Annotated in this window: 17 protein-coding genes; 9 read left to right on the top strand and 8 right to left on the bottom strand. The window is 60.3% G+C overall.

What is annotated here, in order from left to right; translation table 11 throughout:
• Positions 1-53 precede the first annotated feature (53 nt).
• From JAB1_RS06540 to JAB1_RS06505, 8 genes are all read left to right on the top strand, one after another.
• On the top strand, positions 54-3,263 hold the full coding sequence (locus tag JAB1_RS06540) for a tetratricopeptide repeat protein (RefSeq protein ID WP_175445028.1): 3,210 nt from the start codon (positions 54-56) through the stop codon (positions 3,261-3,263).
• Positions 3,263-4,414 (top strand): DegT/DnrJ/EryC1/StrS family aminotransferase, encoded by a 1,152-nt coding sequence (locus JAB1_RS06535; protein ID WP_175445027.1) that lies wholly within the window; start codon positions 3,263-3,265, stop codon positions 4,412-4,414. The genes JAB1_RS06540 and JAB1_RS06535 overlap by 1 nt, the downstream gene beginning before the upstream one ends.
• The gene (locus JAB1_RS06530) at positions 4,414-5,142 is read left to right on the top strand and encodes an acetyltransferase (protein WP_070279220.1); all 729 of its coding nucleotides are present in this window, start codon (positions 4,414-4,416) and stop codon (positions 5,140-5,142) included. Before JAB1_RS06535 ends, JAB1_RS06530 begins: the two co-directional genes overlap by 1 nt.
• Positions 5,143-5,189: 47 nt before the next feature.
• Entirely contained in the window at positions 5,190-5,789 is a 600-nt protein-coding gene (locus JAB1_RS06525; protein ID WP_070279219.1) for an acyltransferase, read from the top strand.
• Between the two features lie 192 nt (positions 5,790-5,981).
• Positions 5,982-6,854 carry a flagellin gene (locus JAB1_RS06520; protein ID WP_070279218.1) on the top strand — a complete coding sequence of 291 codons (873 nt, stop codon included), beginning with the start codon at positions 5,982-5,984 and terminating at the stop codon, positions 6,852-6,854.
• A 242-nt stretch (positions 6,855-7,096) separates the two neighbouring features.
• Positions 7,097-7,972 carry a flagellin gene (locus JAB1_RS06515; protein WP_070279217.1) on the top strand — a complete coding sequence of 292 codons (876 nt, stop codon included), beginning with the start codon at positions 7,097-7,099 and terminating at the stop codon, positions 7,970-7,972.
• A gap of 181 nt (positions 7,973-8,153) precedes the next feature.
• The gene (locus JAB1_RS06510) at positions 8,154-9,029 is read left to right on the top strand and encodes a flagellin (protein WP_070279216.1); all 876 of its coding nucleotides are present in this window, start codon (positions 8,154-8,156) and stop codon (positions 9,027-9,029) included.
• 57 nt (positions 9,030-9,086) lie between these two features.
• Positions 9,087-10,193: a hypothetical protein gene (locus JAB1_RS06505; protein WP_070279215.1), complete on the top strand. Its 1,107-nt coding sequence runs from the start codon at positions 9,087-9,089 to the stop codon at positions 10,191-10,193.
• Positions 10,194-10,260: 67 nt separating this feature from the next.
• On the opposite strand, the gene JAB1_RS06500 is transcribed toward JAB1_RS06505, so the two are convergent.
• The 8 genes from JAB1_RS06500 to JAB1_RS29380 form a co-directional block, all read right to left on the bottom strand.
• Positions 10,261-12,348, bottom strand: a complete 2,088-nt coding sequence (locus tag JAB1_RS06500; protein ID WP_070253620.1) for a flagellar biosynthesis protein FlhA — start codon at positions 12,346-12,348, stop codon at positions 10,261-10,263.
• Complete coding sequence (locus tag JAB1_RS06495) at positions 12,345-13,484, bottom strand: flagellar type III secretion system protein FlhB (RefSeq protein ID WP_034787883.1); 1,140 nt, start codon at positions 13,482-13,484, stop codon at positions 12,345-12,347. Before JAB1_RS06495 ends, JAB1_RS06500 begins: the two co-directional genes overlap by 4 nt.
• Positions 13,474-14,274 carry a flagellar biosynthetic protein FliR gene (locus tag JAB1_RS06490; protein WP_070279214.1) on the bottom strand — a complete coding sequence of 267 codons (801 nt, stop codon included), beginning with the start codon at positions 14,272-14,274 and terminating at the stop codon, positions 13,474-13,476. Before JAB1_RS06490 ends, JAB1_RS06495 begins: the two co-directional genes overlap by 11 nt.
• An 11-nt stretch (positions 14,275-14,285) precedes the next feature.
• Positions 14,286-14,558, bottom strand: coding sequence for a flagellar biosynthetic protein FliQ (locus JAB1_RS06485; RefSeq protein WP_034757874.1), 273 nt, complete (start codon positions 14,556-14,558; stop codon positions 14,286-14,288).
• Between the two features lie 3 nt (positions 14,559-14,561).
• On the bottom strand, positions 14,562-15,332 hold the full coding sequence (fliP, locus tag JAB1_RS06480) for a flagellar type III secretion system pore protein FliP (protein ID WP_034787879.1): 771 nt from the start codon (positions 15,330-15,332) through the stop codon (positions 14,562-14,564).
• Positions 15,329-15,694, bottom strand: coding sequence for a FliM/FliN family flagellar motor switch protein (locus JAB1_RS06475; protein ID WP_070253622.1), 366 nt, complete (start codon positions 15,692-15,694; stop codon positions 15,329-15,331). The genes fliP and JAB1_RS06475 overlap by 4 nt, the downstream gene beginning before the upstream one ends.
• 1 nt (position 15,695) lies before the next feature.
• Positions 15,696-16,496, bottom strand: coding sequence for a FliM/FliN family flagellar motor switch protein (locus JAB1_RS06470; RefSeq protein WP_034787875.1), 801 nt, complete (start codon positions 16,494-16,496; stop codon positions 15,696-15,698).
• Positions 16,497-16,855: 359 nt separating this feature from the next.
• Positions 16,856-17,095 (bottom strand): hypothetical protein, encoded by a 240-nt coding sequence (locus JAB1_RS29380; RefSeq protein ID WP_139144441.1) that lies wholly within the window; start codon positions 17,093-17,095, stop codon positions 16,856-16,858.
• 24 nt (positions 17,096-17,119) lie between these two features.
• On the opposite strand from JAB1_RS29380, the gene JAB1_RS06465 reads away from it, so the two are divergent.
• Positions 17,120-17,458 carry a flagellar hook-basal body complex protein FliE gene (locus JAB1_RS06465; protein WP_034787870.1) on the top strand — a complete coding sequence of 113 codons (339 nt, stop codon included), beginning with the start codon at positions 17,120-17,122 and terminating at the stop codon, positions 17,456-17,458.
• Positions 17,459-17,499 lie beyond the last annotated feature (41 nt).

The following is a 17,499-nucleotide window of genomic DNA, read 5'->3' as shown; positions in this document are numbered from 1 at the left end:
CACTTTCACCAGTTACAATTCCCTCTGCTAACTATTTCACCTTCCGCCAGCCCATGAACGCAAACGCCCCTCCCGCAGTGCCCCTCGACGCCGAATTGCAGCAGGCAATCACCGAACACCAGGCCGGCCGCTACGCCGAGGCAGAGGAGCTTTACCTGGCGATCTTGCAGGCGCAACCCTATCACGCCATTGCCAACCACAATATGGGCTTGCTGGCGGGACAAGTCGGACAATACCAGGCCGGCTTGCCGTATCTGCACAAGGCGCTGTCGGTGAACCCCGACGAAGGCCAGTTCTGGCTGTCGTATGCGGATGGCTTGCTCAAGGCGGGAGAGCGCGAACAGGCGCTGGAGATCGTGACGGCGGCCATCGCGCGCGGTCTCGACAACGAACAATCGCAGGGCTTGCGCAGCCGCATCGAAATGGCCATCGCGAGTACGCCGACAGTGCAGGAAACGCAGCACGTCATTGCGCTGTATCAAGCAGGCCACCATGCCGAACTGGAAGTGGCCAGTCACGCCCTGACGCAGCGCTACCCGGATTCGGACTTTGCCTGGAGCGTGCTGGGCACTGCCCTGCAATTACAGGGCAAGGATGCCTTCGAGGCCCTGCAAAAAACCGCGCAATTGGCGCCCAACGATGCCGAAGCGCATGGCAACCTGGGCACGGCCTGGCAGGAACGGGGCATGTACGAACAGGCGATCGGCAGCTATACGCGGGCGCTGGAACTGAATCCGGACTTTGTCGAGGCGCATGGCAACTTGGCGGCGGCGCTGCAGGCGCAAGGCAAGCTGGAGCAAGCCGAACACGCATACCGGCAAGCGCTGGCGCTGCGCCCCGATTACGCCAAGGGCCATTTCAATCTCGGCAATACACTGCGCGCCATGCAGCGCAGCGCCGATGCCATCGCGTGCTATCAAAGTGCGCTGGCCCTGCTGCCGGGCGACGCTGAAATCTATCTGAACCTGGGCAATGCCCAGCAAGACCTGCAGCAATGGCACGCGGCCATCGTCAGCTACCGGGCCGTGCTGCAACTGGCGCCCCACACCACGGCGGCGCATGCCAATCTTGCAGCGGCGCTGCACGAAGCCGGAGAATACGAGAGTGCGGTGAAAACCTGCCAATCTGGCATCAGTTTGCATGCGAACGACGCCAAGCTGCACAACAATCTGGGACGCGCGCTTCAGTGGCTGGGCCGGGTAGAGGAAGCCATCGCCGCGTATGAACAGGCGATCGCGCTCGATAGCGACTTTTCCCAGGCGCTGAGCAATCTGGGATTACTTCAATGCAAGCAGAAGAACTACGCTGCAGCCATCGAGTACTGCATACGCGCGCATCGCCTGCAACCTGACGATGCGCAAACCTGCGTCCAGCTCGCCATCGCCTACGGGTCCGCCGAAGACAGGGACAATGCGCTGCAGTACTTTCAACAGGCCATCGACATGGCGCCTGAAAACGCCGCAATGCACAAGCATCTGGGCGACTATTACAACTCCATCAAGCGCAGCGAGCAGGCCGCGGTGTCATACCGCCAGGCACTCAAGTACGAACCAGACAATAGCGAGACACATAACAATCTCGGTGTCGTTCTACAGGAATTGAAAGCATACGACGAAGCGACCGCTGCCTACGCACGCGCGCTGGAATTGAATCCGAAAAACACCTCGGCGCTCATTAACCTGGGTTCCACACAGCAGGCGCAGAATCAAATCGAACTGGCCAAGCAGACTTATCTGGCCGCGCTCACTATCGACGCCGAATTCGATCGCGCTCACTTTGCACTCGGCAATTGCCACGTGATCATGAGTGAACCGCTGCTGGCCCTCGAGTGCTATCACAAAGTATTGGAGATCAATCCCGACTATCGCGATGCCTACGTCAATATCAGTGCCACTTTCAGCAACATCGGCCGCATAGACGAAGCTATTGAAACCTGCCGCAAGGGGCTGGCCGTTTGCCCACTATGGGAAACCCTGTTCAGCAACTACCTGTTCTTGCTGTCGCATAGCGCCAACATTGACGCCGAGACACTGTTTGCCGAGCATCAGCGCTTTAGCGATACCTTCGAAAAACACGTTATCAAGAGCACGCTCCCGCACAACAACACTCGCGACCCGCTGCGCCCCCTGAAGGTGGGCTTCGTGTCGGGCGATCTGCTCAACCATCCGGTGCCGCACTTCCTTATTCCGATACTGGAAAATATCGTCGATGGCAACCAATTGTCACTGTACGCTTACCACAACAATCCGCAAAATGACGATGTGACCGAGCGTCTGCAGGAGTTTTTTCCCCACTGGAGGCAGGTCGAACACCTCTCCGACCTGGACCTGGCACAGCTGATTCGCGACGATGGCATCGATATCCTGATCGATCTGTCTGGTCACACGGGCAAGAATCGTCTGCTCATGTTCGCTGCAAAGCCTGCACCTGTCCAGGCAAGCTGGATAGGCTATCCGCTCACCACAGGACTGCAAGCGATAGACTACTACCTGAGCGACCCGTTTTTTTCGCCACCCGGCGAATTGGACAGCCAGTTCACCGAGAAACTGTTGCTGCTGCCGGCCTGCGTGCCTTTCCTGCCATCCCTATTTGCGCCCGCCGTTCAGCCCGCACCAGCCCTGACAAATGGCTATATCACCTTCGGCAGCTTCAATCGTCTGAATAAAATCAATCGCCAAGTGGTCGCGCACTGGTGCAAGCTGCTGCGCGCCCTGCCGGATTGCAGAATGCTGCTCGCCGCCATGCCAAAATCCGAAGCGCCAGAGCAACTGCGGGCCTGGTTCGAGGAAGAAGGCATCGCGCTGGAGCGACTTACCTTTGAAGGGCGTACCGGCATAACGCAATTCATGGCCATGCATCACCGCGTCGACATCTGCCTCGACACCTTCCCCTACGGCGGCGGCACGACGACCTTCCATGCGCTGTGGATGGGCGTGCCCACGCTCACGGTGGCTGGTCCCACCTTCCCCAGCCGGGCCGGCACGATGATCCTGCGCCAGATCGAACTCGAGGAATTCATTGCCAGCGACGACGACGATTTCGTGCGCAAGGGCGTGGCCATGGCAGCCAACCCGATGTTGCTGGGCGCCTACCGCTTCAGCATGCGGCACCGCCTGGAGCGCTCGACCATGGGCAAGCCCAAGCTGATTACGGAAGGCCTGGAAAATGGCCTGCGCATGGCTTGGCAACGCTGGTGCGAAGGCTTGCCGCCAATCTCGTTCGAAGCCCCCGTGGCCGTGCCCAACCCGCCGATCGGATTATGATGAGCACTCAAAAAAACAAACCGGTATATGTCACGCAGCCCCTGCTGCCGCCGCTGGAGGATTTCCTGCCGTATCTGGAAACGATCTGGGACAACAAGATCCTGACCAATGGCGGCCCCTTCCACCAGCAACTGGAACAGGCGCTGTGCGACTACCTGGGCGTCAAGCATATCTGCCTGTTCGCCAACGGCACTCTGGCATTGATGACGGCCTTGCAGGCACTGCGCATCAACGGCGAAGTCATCACGACGCCGTATTCGTTTGTCGCTACCGCTCATTCGTTGCTGTGGAATAACATCAAACCCGTCTTTGCCGACATCGAGCCGCACAGCCTGAACCTCGATCCGACCAGGATCGAGGCCGCCATCACGCCGCAGACCACCGCCATCATGCCCGTGCACTGCTACGGCCGGCCGTGCGACATAGAAGCCATCGAGAAAATTGCCGACAACTACAATCTGAAGGTGATCTACGATGCGGCGCATGCGTTTGGCGTGCGCCACCGTGGCGGCAGCGTGCTCAATCACGGCGACCTTTCCGTGATCAGCTTTCACGCCACCAAGATCTTCAACACCTTCGAAGGCGGCGCCATCGTCTGCCCCGACGCCAAGACCAAGCAGCGCATCGACCATCTGAAAAACTTCGGCTTTGTCGATGAAGTGACGGTCGTGGCCGCTGGTATCAATGGCAAGATGAGCGAGATCAATGCCGCCTTCGGCTTGCTGCAGCTCAAGGGTATCGACGGCGCGCGCCAGAAGCGCAAGGCCATCGATGCGCATTATCGCCAGCAGCTGGCCGGCATCGATGGCATCACGTGTCCGCAGCAAGGCGAAGGCGACGCGGCCAACCACGCCTATTTCCCTATCCTGGTGGGCCCCGGATACCCGCTGTCGCGCGACGCGCTGTTCCAGTTGCTGCGCGACCAGGAAATCTATGCGCGCCGCTATTTTTACCCTTTGATCAGCGACTTCCCCATGTACCGCGGCATGCCGTCCGCGGCGCACGCGAATCTGCCCGTGGCGCGCCTCGCGTCATCGCAAGTGATCTGCCTGCCCATCTATCCGGATCTGGAGCTGGCGACCGTGGACGCCATTATCGCCATGATCGCAGCCCCCGCGCTGCAACAAGCATTAATACGGAACATCGCCTGATGCACATTTCCACTGAAACCAATTTTTCCGGCGTGGCGGAGAACCATCCTTGGTCGGCCCAATTCACGGTATTGGGCTACGAAGATGGCGCCATCAGTACCCTGCCCCATCAATTTTTTCGCGACTGGCGGGACCAGGAACCGACAAGCGGGCACTTCTACATCGGACGTGGCTCCGGTTTTGGCGTCGGCTCACTGGTGAAATACGACAGCGGGCAGCAAAGCCTGTGCGTGGGACGCTACGTGGCTGGCGGTTCGCGCCTGCGTTTCCTGCTCAATGGCCAGCACGAGATGCGCACCATCTCGACATACATGCTGTCGATCCTCGGCGGCGAATTGAAAAATGCACCACCGCCCCAGTATGCCGACACGGTGATCAAGAACGATGTGTGGATTGGCGACGAAGTGATGGTGATGGGTGGCAGCATCATCGAGAACGGCTGCGTCATCGGCGCCCGTTCGCTGCTGCCGCCCAACTTTCGCTCGGAGCCCTATGGCATCTATGCCGGCTCGCCGGCGCGCCTGATACGCTACCGTTTCCCCGAAAAAGTCCGCGCCGCGCTGCTGGAACTGGCCTGGTGGGGTATGCCGCTGGCCTGGGTGCGCGACAACAATGCCATGTTCCTGGAGGATATGTGTGCCGATGAAGCGAAGGCATTGCTGGTCATCGACATCCTGAAAAGCAGCCGCAAACAATGGGAAGAAACGCATGGCAGCGCAGTTGCCTGAGTGCTACAAGCCCGCAATGCCATCCCGACCACTTGCAAGGAATGACCATGAGTGAATTGTTTAATCCCGGCTATTACACGCAAGACGACTTGCAGCATGCTGGCTTCCGCCATATTGGCAGCAACGTCCGCGTCGCAAAAAACTGTGTCATTGTCGGCATGGAAAATATTTCGCTCGGCGACAATGTCCGCATCGACGGTTACAGCACGCTGGTGGCTGCGGGCGGCGGCTACATCCGCATCGGCAACCATGTGCATATCGGCGGCTACTGCTTTCTCTCGGGTGCGGCGGGCATCGCGCTGGACGACTTCTCGGGCTTGTCGCAAGGCGTACGTCTGTATAGCAAGACGGATGACTACAGCGGAGCCAGCCTGACCAATCCCACCGTACCGGAAGAATTTACCAATTGCAAAAGCGGCCCCGTGCATCTGGGCCGCCACGTCATCATTGGCTCCGGCAGCGTCGTCTTGCCTGACATAACAATAGGCGAAGGCGTGGCCGTGGGTGCTCTCAGCCTGGTAACCAAATCCCTGGAAAGCTGGGGTATTTATGCCGGCACACCGGCAAAGCGTCTGAAAAACCGAGCGCGGGACTTATTGGCCGCAGAAACATTACTACTGGAAAAACTTTCCAGTGCGGATAGATAGCCGAAGCAGCATGCCTGCACAGGCACGCCATACGCAGAGGCATGCTTAAAAAACACTTTTCCAGCTAAATACAATATCTACAAAAAAATTTCCATACGGCATTTAATAAAGTTGAATGAATGGTCGTCTTGTACTGGTAGGAGCAGATAACCCGTCGCTCCTCACCGTAACCACCCAATTAGGAATGACACCATGCTGAGCCTTCACACCAACGCTGCTTCCCTGTCGGCACAAAATTCGATCTCGAATACCCAATCCAAACTGTCGACCTCGATGACGCGCCTGAGCACCGGCTTCCGCATCAACTCGGCAATGGACGATGCTGCCGGCCTGCAAATCGCCACCCGCCTGAAAGCACAAACCAGCGGCATGACCGTTGCGATGAACAACACGCAAAACAGCACCTCGCTGCTGCAAACGGCCGAAGGCGCGTTCGCTGAAGTCACCAACATGCTGGTGCGCATGAAAGACTTGGCTACCCAGGCAGCCGATGCCTCGTCGACCGCCGCCGACAAGACCGCCATGCAAGCTGAATACAATGCGTTGGGCCAGGAACTGTACAACGTCATGACCAACACCACGTTCGGCGGCACCAAGCTGCTGGGCAATGGCGCAGCCGGAAATGGGACGCTGTCGACGTCGATGACGTTCCAGATCGGCGCCAGCTCGACCGAAAAAATGAGCTTTGACGTCTCCGGCAACCTGAGCACGCTGAATACCGCCCTGAGCGGCTTGAGCACCAACTTCTCGTCGGCAGGTTCGACGCTGGCCGCGGAACTGACCGGCAGCGCCAACGCCACCATCGGCCTGCTGGCTACCGCCATCGACAGCGTCAGCACCGTGCGTTCGGCACTGGGCGCGACGGCCAACCGCCTGGACCACGTCAACACCAACTTGTCGAACATCGCCACCAACACCAAAGCCGCTACCGGCCGCATCATGGACACCGACTTCGCTACCGAAAGCTCGAACATGACGTCGTCGCAAATGCTGCTGCAAGCTGGCACCGCGATGCTGAAACAAAGCAACAGCATGTCCTCGATGGTCATGTCCCTGCTGCAATAATATGGACTTGGCCGCTCGCGGCCAGCCACGCGAAGCCAGACTCCGGTCTGGCTTTTTTTCGTCCATACCTTGCGCCGGCATGCCGCAACACGTGCCCAATGGTCCGGCAAAGCAATAAACAGCATTTATTTTCAAAAATTTCCTTAAAGCATTTAATTAAGGTGGCGGCACGGTCGTCTTGTACTGATAGGAGCAGATAAACCGTCGCTCCTCACCATAACCACCCAATTAGGAATGACACCATGCTGAGCCTTCACACCAACGCTGCTTCCCTGTCGGCACAAAATTCGATCTCGAATACCCAATCCAAACTGTCGACTTCGATGACGCGCCTGAGCACCGGCTTCCGCATCAATTCGGCCATGGACGACGCTGCCGGCCTGCAGATCGCCACCCGCCTGAAAGCACAAACGAGCGGCATGACCGTTGCGATGAACAACACGCAAAACAGCACCTCGATGCTGCAAACGGCCGAAGGCGCATTCGCCGAAGTCACCAACATGCTGGTACGCATGAAAGACCTGGCTACCCAGGCAGCCGATGCCTCGTCGACCGCCGCCGACAAGACCGCCATGCAAGCTGAATACAATGCGTTGGGTCAAGAGCTGTACAACGTCATGACCAACACCACGTTCGGCGGCACCAAGCTGCTGGGCAAAGGTAGCGCTGCAGCTGACGGCACGCTGTCGACATCGATGACATTCCAGATCGGCGCCAGCTCGACCGAAAAAATGACTTTCGACGTTTCCGGCAACCTGAGCACGCTGAATACCGCCCTGACCGGCCTGAGCGCGAACTTCTCGAGCGCCGCTGTGGCAGGCGCAACGGAACTGACGTCCAACGCCAACGCCAACATCGGCCTGCTGGCCACCGCCATCGACAGCGTCAGCACCTTGCGTTCGGCACTGGGCGCGACGGCCAACCGTCTGGACCACGTCAACACCAACTTGTCGAACATCGCCACCAACACCAAAGCCGCTACCGGCCGCATCATGGACACCGACTTCGCTACCGAAAGCTCGAACATGACGTCGTCGCAAATGCTGCTGCAAGCTGGCACCGCGATGCTGAAACAAAGCAACAGCATGTCCTCGATGGTCATGTCCCTGCTGCAATAATATGGACTTGGCCGCTCGCGGCCAGTCTCTCGAAGCCAGACTCCGGTCTGGCTTTTTTTTCGCCTGCCGTGTCTGGCATTTCCCGCATATTGAACTAAATTGCCATCACGTTTAACGATGTTGCCGGCATAGTCGCCTATACAAGGTAGAACACCGAACAATCTTCCACTGGAGCCGCCGCGTGCTGAGCATTCATACCAATACTGCCGCACTGTCAGCCCAGCGGGCCATGGGCTGGGCCCAGCAAATGCTGTCGACGTCGATGACACGCCTCTCCACCGGTTTTCGCATCAACTCGGCCATGGACGATGCGGCAGGCTTGCAGATCGCCACCAGGCTGAGCGCCCAGACCAGCGGCATGGCCGTGGCCATGCGCAACACGCAAAACAGCACGTCCCTGCTGCAAACGGCCAAAGGCGCGTTTGGCGAAGTCACCGCCATGCTGGTGCGCATGAAGGACCTGGCCACCCAGGCGGCGGACGCCTCGTCGAACCAGAAGGACCGCGACGCCATGCAGGGCGAATACGATGCGCTGGGCGCCGAGCTGTACAACGTGATGACGAACACCCGCTATGGCGGCACTCTATTGCTGGGCAACGGCAGCGCCGGCAAGGGCACCCTGTCGCAAGCCATGACGTTCCAGATCGGCGCCACCGGCAGCGAGACCATGCAGTTCAACGTGGCGGGCGACATGGCCGGCCTGGATGCCGCCCTGCAGGCGATCTCCGTCAATTTCGCGCCAGGCGCCACAGCCGGCAGCGAATTTGCCAGCAACAACAGCGCCAACGGCATGATCGACATGCTGGCGGCGGCCGTCGACAAGGTCGGCAGCGTGCGCTCGGCGCTGGGCGCCACCGCGAACCGGCTCGGACACGTCTACAACAACCTGTCGAACATGATCACCAATACCAGGGCAGCCATCGGCCGCATCATGGATGTCGATTACGCGGCCGAAAGCGCCAACATGACCTCGGCCCAAATGCTGCTGCAAGCGAGCACGGCCATGCTCAAGCAAAGCCAGAGCATGAGCAAGCTGATTCTTTCTTTACTACAATAGTGACTGGCAGGGCGCGATGACGGATCGGATGAATATGTATCAGCAGGAAGCAATGGCATGGCGATAGACCGCATCTCATCGGGCAACCCGGTGCCCCTGATTACCCAGCGCTTCGACGTCAGCCCCGCGACGCCGATGGTGCCGGGCGTGGTCCAGCCGCTGGTGCCCATCGGCCCCTACATGGCGCCAGCGCCCGACGCCGGCACCCTGCCCGCCCATCTGCAACAGAAGGGGCAAGACAGCCTGGCGTCCCTCATCAAGCCGAATGCCGATGGCACGGGCGGCGCCATGCCGCGCGACAGCAGCGCCATGCAGGTCAATCAGCTCTTCTTCACGCGCCAGCTGGTCTGGCAACCGCCCGACGCGGCGCAGCTGGCCGCCTCGTGGCGCGTGATGGTCAAGACGTATGGCGAGCAATATGCGGCCCTGCAGGAGCAGGCGCGCGGCCAGCACGTGCCGGGCAACCTGTTCATGGCCGAGCAGCAACCAGCCCTGCTGCGCGAAGGCGCCCGCCCGCCCTTGAGCGTCGACAGCGAAGCATGGCGCTTTGCCGTGTATGGCTGGGGCGGCCAGCGCCTGCTGCTGCGCGTGCTGGCCAGCGACGAAGACGAAGATGCCACACCCAGGCGGCGCGGCAAGGTGGCGCTGCGCGTCGAACTGATCATCATCGGCATCGGCCGGGTCGTGATCCAGATGGAACCGGCCGGCGACGGCGTGCTGCTGGAACTGGCCGCCGACGAGGAAGCCGCATTGCGCCATTTGCGCCTGGCCCTGCCCGAGATCGCCGACGCCGTGCGGCGCGCGGGCCTGCGCGTGGTGCGCTGCCGCCTGAACCGCCAGTTGCATGCGCAGCGCGTGCACGGCAACTACCCGATGCAGGCGGGCGCCGCCTCGCTGTCGCTGGCACTGTTCCGCGCCATGGCCGAAGTGGCGCTGCTACTGACGCAGCCGGAAGCGGAAGCGGCGGCCAATCCCGATGCGCCCGCTGCCAGCGAAGCCGCGGCGGCGGCCGAAGAGGAAACCATCGCCGTCTCGAAGGAAGTGGCGGCGCCGCTCGGTTACGACTATGGCGACGACGAAGAGACGGCGCAAGGCGGCACCGTACTGCTGCTGGCCGACGGCCAGGAGCACGACCTGCTGCCGCCCATCGACGAACAGGATTGACGCAACAGAATTGATACAGCAAAAAAAACGGCGCCCGAAGCGCCGTTTTTCTTTTCATTTCACCGTCCTATCCCACCGTGCCGATGATGCTCACTTCGCGGTTTTCCGGGATTTCGTTGTATGACAGCACATGTAGGCCAGGCGCGAACAGGCGCGCATAGCGGGCCAGCAGCGGACGGATCTGCGGCAGCACCAGCAGCAGCGGCGGCGTGGCTTGCTGCTTCATCTGTTCGCGCGCCACCGGCATGTTCACTTGCAGCTGCGACAGCAGATGCGGGTCGATCGGATAGTTATCCAGGGTCACCTTGCCCGACTGGCGTGCCTGGTTCAGGGAGCCCAGCAGCATGTTTTCCAGCTCGCCGCCCAGGTTGAATGCCTGCATTTCCATCTTCTGGCCAAACAGCCCGCTGACGATCTGGCGACGCAGTGCGCAGCGCACTTCAGCCGCCAGCAGGATCGGGTCCTTGGTCGTTTCCGAGCTGTCGAGCAAGGTGGTGGCGATGGGCACGATATCCTTCAGCGACACATTTTCCGCCAGCAAGACGCGGAACACGCGCAGCAGCTGCGTGTGCGTCAGCGCCTTGTCCAGCGCGCCAGCCAGTTTCGGCGACAGGGCCGTCAGGCGCTCCATCATGTTCGAGACGTCTTCGTGGCGGAACAGTTCAGGCAGGTATTCGCGCACCATCTTCGACAAGTGCGTGGCGATCACGCTGGGCGCCTCGATGACCTGGTAGCCGAGGCCCAGCGCATGCGCCTTCTCACCCGGTTCGATCCACGTGACGGGCATGCCGTAGGCCGGCTCGATGCCGGGAATGCCGTCCAGCTGGCCATACACATTCGGCGACGGGATCGCCATCAGGCGGTCGGCCTGCACTTCCGCCTGCGCCACTACGGTGCCTGACAGCACGATGGCGTATTGCGACGGCTTCAGGGCCAGGTCGTCGCGCACGCCGATATTCGGCAGCAGCAAGCCCATCGCCTCGGACAGGCTCTGACGCACGCCCTTGACGCGCTTGTTCAACGGTTCACCTTGTGTTTTATCCACCATGCCGACCAGCTTGTAGCCAAGCATCACCATCAAGGGCTGCACGGCTGGCAGCTGCTGCCACTCCAGCTCGGCCGGGCGCTCGTCGCGCAAGGCCGCCTCGATGGCGGCCATGCCGGCCGCGTCGGGTCCTTTCACGCGCTTGGTCAGGCGCCAGGCAACAAAAGCCAGCACGCCGGCAAAGGTCATGAACATGAACCATGGCATGCCCGGAATCAGGGCCAGCGCCACCATCATGCCGGCCGCGCTGTAGATCACCGTTGGCGACGTCAGCACCTGGCCCGCCACTTGCTGTTCGAAGTCGCCCGAATCGCTGATGCGGGTCACCAGGATGGCGGCCGCGGCCGACAGCAGCAGCGCGGGAATCTGCGCCACCAGGCCATCACCGATGGTCAGCAACGCATACTGGCGGAAGGCATCGCCAAACGATAGATCGTGCATCAGCGAGCCGATGGCCACGCCGCCCACCATGTTGATGATCAGAATCAGGATACTGGCGACGGCATCGCCGCGCACGAACTTCGACGCGCCATCCATGGCGCCATAGAAATCCGCTTCGGCGGCCACGTCCTTGCGACGGATCTGGGCTTTTTCCTGGTTGATCAAGCCGGCGTTCAGGTCGGCGTCGATGGCCATCTGCTTGCCCGGCAAGGCATCGAGGGTAAAGCGCGCGGACACTTCGGAGATACGCTCGGCACCCTTGGTGACGACGGCGAAGTTGATGATCATCAAGATCACGAAGACCACGATACCGACGACGAAGTTACCGCCGATCACGACGTTACCAAATGCCTCGATCACCTTACCGGCCGCATCCGCGCCCGTATGGCCGTGCAGCAGCACCACGCGCGTCGACGCCACGTTGAGGGTCAGCCTGAGCATGGTGGTGGCCAGGATCACCGTCGGGAAGACGGAGAAATCGAGCGGCCGCTTGGCCGACACGCTGACGAGGATGACGATCAGTGCCAGCACGATATTGAAAGTGAACAAGATATCGAGCAGCACCGGCGGCAGCGGCAAGATGATCATTGCCAGGATCACCAGCAGGAACAGCGGCGTGGCGAACTTGTGGCGGCGCATTTCAGCAACCACTCGGTTCAGGAAATTCATGGCGGTACGACCTCGCTCAGATGAGATGGCACGGCCATCTCGGTGGGTAATACGGGCTGGGCAGCACGCTGCCCGGACCGGAATGCTTTCAATTGCAGGATGTAGTTCAGCACCTGCGACACGGCCTGGTACAGCTGCACGGGAATCTGCTGCTGCACCTGGCTGGTGTTGTAGATGGCGCGCGCCAGCGGCGGCAACTCCAGCGTTTCAATATGGTGCTCCTTCGCCACTTGCCGGATATACAGCGCCATCTCGTCGACGCCCTTGGCCACAACGAACGGCGCCTCGGCGCGGTCCTGGTCATACTTCAAGGCGACGGCGTAGTGCTCGGGATTGACGATCACCACGTCGGCGTCGGGCACGGTCTTGCGCACGCTGCGCCGGCCGATCTGCTGCTGCAACTGGCGGATGCGCTGGCGCACTTCGGGGCGGCCTTCGCTGCTTTTATGTTCTTCCTTGACATCCTGCTTGCTCATGCGCTGGTTGCGGGCAAAGAAAAACGCCTGCGCCGGCACGTCGATGATGGCAAACAGCACGAAGACGGAAATGAGCGCCATCAAGCCATCGAGCATCAGCGCGGAGCCATCGAGCATGGCCTGCTGCAGGGGCCGGTGCTGCAAGTCCACGTACTGCGTCAGACTGGAGCGGCTCACATGCACGAGCACCATGCCCAGCACGACGGCCTTGGCGATGGACAAGCCGAATTCGAAAGCATGCTTGGGCGCAAACAGACGGCCCAGGTTCTTGGCGGGGCTCAGGCGCTCCATCTTCGGCATCCAGTTCTTCGTGCTGATGACCCAGCCGCCAGGAATCAATGAGCCAAGCACAACAAACAGGGGCACGCAAAACAGCGGCACGATCATCTTGATCAGCAAGCCCACCGATGTCGTAAACGCCATCGACATGGCATTTTCCAGCGCGCCCTTGCTGTCGAGCGGCATGAAGGCCATGGCGAACAGCTCGCGAAAGCTCAGCAGATAGCCCGGCAGCAGATAAATGAAGACCTTCATGCTGATCAGGATGCCCAGCGCCGTCGACAGGTCGCGCGAACGCACCACCTGCCCTTCCTGGCGCGATTTCTTCAGCTTCTGCGCTGACGCCTTTTCTGTCTTGTCGCCCGTGCTGCTATCCGCCATGGGCCACCCGCATCTGTTCCTGGATCATGTCGAGCACGCGGTTGGTCATGGCGATGTAGTGCTCAGGAATAAAGCGCACGATCTGTATCAGCATCAGCAGGCCGAACATGGTGATCATGGAAAACCCCAGCGAAAACAGGTTCAGCGACGGCGCCACCCGGTTCAGGAAGCCAAAGCCCAGTTGCACCACCATGGTGGAAAAGACGATGGGCAAGGCCAGCAGCATGGCGGCGGCGAAGATCCACGCCACGTTATACGCCACCGTCTGCAGCAGCAGCGGCCCGTAGCCCTGCCCCACGGGCCAGGCCGTGAAACTGGCGCCGATCACGCCCGTCAGCACCAGGTGGCCGTCGATGGCGAAAAACACGATCATGCACATGATGGTGAGCAAACCCGTGATCACGTCCGACGAAGTGCCGTTGAGCGGATCGTTCATCACCGCCATGGAAAAACCCACCTGGCTCGACACCAGGTAGCCGAGCACCGACATGACGGACATGGCAAAGTGGAAGGCCAGGCCGAGGACGAAGCCGATGATGGCCTGCTCCAGGGTGGCGACGACGGCGTGCAGGGAAAACGGATCGATCTTCAGCAAGTCCTGCGACACGCCCGACGCCTGCATCACGGGCAGCATCAGGATCGCCAGCACCAGCGACAGCAGTACCCGCACGGGGACGGGCACCATGGCGTCGCCGATCACGGGCGAGGCGCTGAGCATGGCCAGGATGCGGCAGAACGGCCACCACACGGCCAGCAGAAACGGCAGCACCTGATTGAAAATCTGATCCATGGCGCGCGGCGCTATCCGACCAGGGTGGCGGCGCGCTGAAAAATGGACACGCAATAATCCATCAGGTAACCGGCCATCCAGCGTCCGGCCAGGATCAGGGCCAGCAAGGTGACCAGCAGGCGCGGCAGGAAACTCATGGTCTGTTCATTGATCGAGGTGGCCGCCTGCACCAGCGCGACCAGCAAGCCCATGAGCAAACCCGGCACGACCAGGATCACCACCAGCAGCATGACGACATGCAACGCTTCGATGATCAGGTCGACGGCGACTTCAGGGGTAAACATGGATCAATAGCCCTGTATGCTGGTAACTAAGGTGTTGACGGTCAGGGTCCAGCCATCGACCAGGACGAACAGCAGCAGCTTGAACGGCAGCGAAATGACCAGCGGCGACAGCATCATCATGCCCATCGCCATCAGCACGGACGCCACCACCAGATCGATGATGAGGAACGGGATGAACAGCATGCAGCCGATCTGGAACGCCGTCTTGAGTTCGGACAACACAAACGCGGCCAGCTTGACCGTGAAGCTGTGGTCTTGCGGGCGCATGCTCGACGGTTCGCCGGCCAGGTGCGCGATCTGCGCCAGCGCGGCCTTGCTCGTCTGTGCCAGCATGAAGCGCGAAATCGGCACTTCGGCGATCTTCAGGGCTTCCTGCATGCCGATCTGGTCGCGGTCGTACGGCACGAACGCTTCCTTCCACACCTGGTCGCCGATGGGGCGCATGACCAGCAGGGTGAGAATCAGCGCTATGCCGGTGACGATACGGTTGGGCAAGCCCTGCTGCAGGCCCAGGGCCTGGCGCAGCAGGGACAGCACGATGACGAAGCGGGTAAAGCTGGTCATCATCATGACCATCACGGGCAGCAGCCCGAGCAGGGTCATGACGACCAGGATCTGCATCTTGACCGACAGGTCGGTCTTTGCACCCGGCACCACGCCGGACAATAAATCCTGCGCCCCGGCGGCGGCGCAGCACAGCATCAGAACGGGAACAGCCAGCGCGGCAGCCAGCGCGCCGCGGCGCCGGCTCAAACCGGGTACCGCCAGCTTCATGCTGTCATCAGGTCGAGATTGAGGCCGTCGAGGTCGATGACTTTCAGGCCATAGTTCTCGCCAGCAACCACCACTTCGGCACGGCCGATCGGCGTGCCATTGACCTTGATCACCAGCGGTTCGCCGGCCAGCATGTCGAGTTCGATCACGCTTTCAGGGCCGATGGCCATCAGCTCTTCGAGCGAGATGCGGGCCGAGCCCACTTCCAGGGTCAGGGTCACGGGAATCTTGCGCATCATCTGCGGAATGTCGCGCCGCGCGCGGCCGCTGGCCACGTCGGACACGTCGCCCTGGTCGATGATCATGTCATCGCCCAGGTCTTCCAGCAGGGTTTCGCTCTGGTTGGTATCGTTCAGATTCATATTATTCGACATCTTCAAATGAGGTTAAACAGAGCTTGCCCTTGTGTTCGGAAACAGCAGCTGTAAATAAACGGGAGTCGTCGAGCATGACGTCGGTACGGCTCAGGCTGACGGGAATCACGTCGCCCACGCGCAGGTCGAACAAGGCACCCAGTTGCACCTGTTTGCTGACGAGCCGGCCTTCCAGGGTCACTTGCAGGCGCGAAGCGAGCGGGCGCACGCTGCCACGCAAGGCTTTCTTCGCTTGCGCGCGCTCGGGCAGCAAGCCGCGCAGCACGTCGGCCATCAGGCGCTTGTCCAGCGAGAACCAGAACTGGCCGCTCTGCCCCGCCTCGACGTCGCTGAGCGCCACAGTGACGATCCAGCTGCCGCGCGCCGGATGCACGCCAGACTGCACGGCGACCTCGGCACTGGTGTCGATGTCGCTGCTCTTGCCCAGGGTTTGCAGGTTCTTGTGGACGCGGGAAAACAAGCTGTTCACCAACTGTTGTCCCAGCACCACAGCGAGGCGCTCCTCCGTGGCCGTCACGCGCACCTGCGCCGGATCGGGCAGCGCACCCTTGGCGCCGGCACTACCATAGCGATAGTTCAGCACGCTCAAGAGTATCTGCCGTTCAAGGGCAAAGCCCGTCTGGCTGGCCGCCGTGGAAAAACTCAGCCAGCGGTTCACGCTGTCCTCGTTTTCCACGCGCGACAAGCTCACGCCATCGATCTGGAAGTTGCCCCAGTAGCGACGGCTCATCGGCTGGCGCAGGGCCACGGCCAGGTCGTCGCGCAGCTGGGCGCCGAATACATGCAGCAAATGGACAGGACGTCCAAGCAGACAAGAATCGAGGACTTGATGGCGCACAGTTTGATCTGTCTTAGTGGTTATCATGAGGGTCATGTCGTATTGCGGTGGCAGAACAAATTATACGGATCACCCGAAATTAAATACAGCATCATCTTGACCTTGCAAACCGATCCGCAAGCAAACGATTGCGCATCGTATCGCATGCTAGATGACTACGGTGCTGAACAATACATGAAAATGCTAAATATTGCCATGTATCAATATTCCTTGAGGCAATCCTCTCTTTACTTTATAGTTGCCCCGAGGTAAGCTTATAGCGACAAAATAGTGATTTGCAGTGCGCCATTCCGCTTACCTGATTCCGGTTTTTATGGCAGTTTCCAGTCCTTCTTATTGCCACCAGCAGAAACTTTTATCAGATAAATATTAGTTATCATGGCCATGTAAATCATGTTGGCGTGGGTTTGCTGGGTTTGTTTGAGTCTGCTTGAGCGGATGGTGTGGCAACTGATAAAACTGATGGGTCCTGAAATCGGGCCGGGCAAGATGGCATTGGATGTAATGCCTGCCGGAATGGCAACACCAGTAATTTCTGATTGATACGTCACCGCATATTGAAAGTAGAGGGCAAGATGAGCAACGAACTCGCAGGTCTGATCAAGGCCGATCTGGCAGCACTGAGCAATGACGCGCGCGCCTTGGGCGCCAGTATCGCGCCTGCCGCCCAGTTCGGCGCGCCGGAGCAATCCGGCTTCTCCTTTGCGCAAAGCATGAAAGACGCCATCGGCAAGGTCAACGGCGATGACCGCATGGCCGCGCAAAAGATGAGCGACGTCGACAGCGGCAAGAGCGATGACATGGTCGGCGCCATGCTGGCCAGCCAGGAAGCGAGCCTGTCCTTCTCCATGTTGATGCAAGTGCGCAACAAGGTCATGGGCGCCGTCGACGAACTCATCAAACTGCCTCTGTAATCTTCACGTCCTGATCCACGCCCAGCCTCCCAGCGAAAGTT

The organism is Janthinobacterium sp. MP5059B (assembly GCF_001758645.1).
Lineage (GTDB): Bacteria > Pseudomonadota > Gammaproteobacteria > Burkholderiales > Burkholderiaceae_D > Janthinobacterium > Janthinobacterium lividum.
This window is presented reverse-complemented; position numbering and strand designations above follow the sequence as displayed.

What these genes read in the sequence shown, in the direction of transcription:
- JAB1_RS06530 (WP_070279220.1), top strand. Translation starts at nt 4,414, where the DNA reads ATGCACATTTCCACTGAAACCAATTTTTCCGGCGTGGCGGAGAACCAT.
- JAB1_RS06465 (WP_034787870.1), top strand. Translation starts at nt 17,120, where the DNA reads ATGAGCAACGAACTCGCAGGTCTGATCAAGGCCGATCTGGCAGCACTG.
- JAB1_RS06540 (WP_175445028.1), top strand. Translation starts at nt 54, where the DNA reads ATGAACGCAAACGCCCCTCCCGCAGTGCCCCTCGACGCCGAATTGCAG.
- JAB1_RS06535 (WP_175445027.1), top strand. Translation starts at nt 3,263, where the DNA reads ATGAGCACTCAAAAAAACAAACCGGTATATGTCACGCAGCCCCTGCTG.
- JAB1_RS06515 (WP_070279217.1), top strand. Translation starts at nt 7,097, where the DNA reads ATGCTGAGCCTTCACACCAACGCTGCTTCCCTGTCGGCACAAAATTCG.
- JAB1_RS06475 (WP_070253622.1), bottom strand. Translation starts at nt 15,694, where the DNA reads ATGAATCTGAACGATACCAACCAGAGCGAAACCCTGCTGGAAGACCTG.
- fliP (WP_034787879.1), bottom strand. Translation starts at nt 15,332, where the DNA reads ATGAAGCTGGCGGTACCCGGTTTGAGCCGGCGCCGCGGCGCGCTGGCT.
- JAB1_RS06485 (WP_034757874.1), bottom strand. Translation starts at nt 14,558, where the DNA reads ATGTTTACCCCTGAAGTCGCCGTCGACCTGATCATCGAAGCGTTGCAT.
- JAB1_RS06520 (WP_070279218.1), top strand. Translation starts at nt 5,982, where the DNA reads ATGCTGAGCCTTCACACCAACGCTGCTTCCCTGTCGGCACAAAATTCG.
- JAB1_RS06500 (WP_070253620.1), bottom strand. Translation starts at nt 12,348, where the DNA reads ATGAATTTCCTGAACCGAGTGGTTGCTGAAATGCGCCGCCACAAGTTC.
- JAB1_RS06495 (WP_034787883.1), bottom strand. Translation starts at nt 13,484, where the DNA reads ATGGCGGATAGCAGCACGGGCGACAAGACAGAAAAGGCGTCAGCGCAG.
- JAB1_RS06505 (WP_070279215.1), top strand. Translation starts at nt 9,087, where the DNA reads ATGGCGATAGACCGCATCTCATCGGGCAACCCGGTGCCCCTGATTACC.
- JAB1_RS06490 (WP_070279214.1), bottom strand. Translation starts at nt 14,274, where the DNA reads ATGGATCAGATTTTCAATCAGGTGCTGCCGTTTCTGCTGGCCGTGTGG.
- JAB1_RS06525 (WP_070279219.1), top strand. Translation starts at nt 5,190, where the DNA reads ATGAGTGAATTGTTTAATCCCGGCTATTACACGCAAGACGACTTGCAG.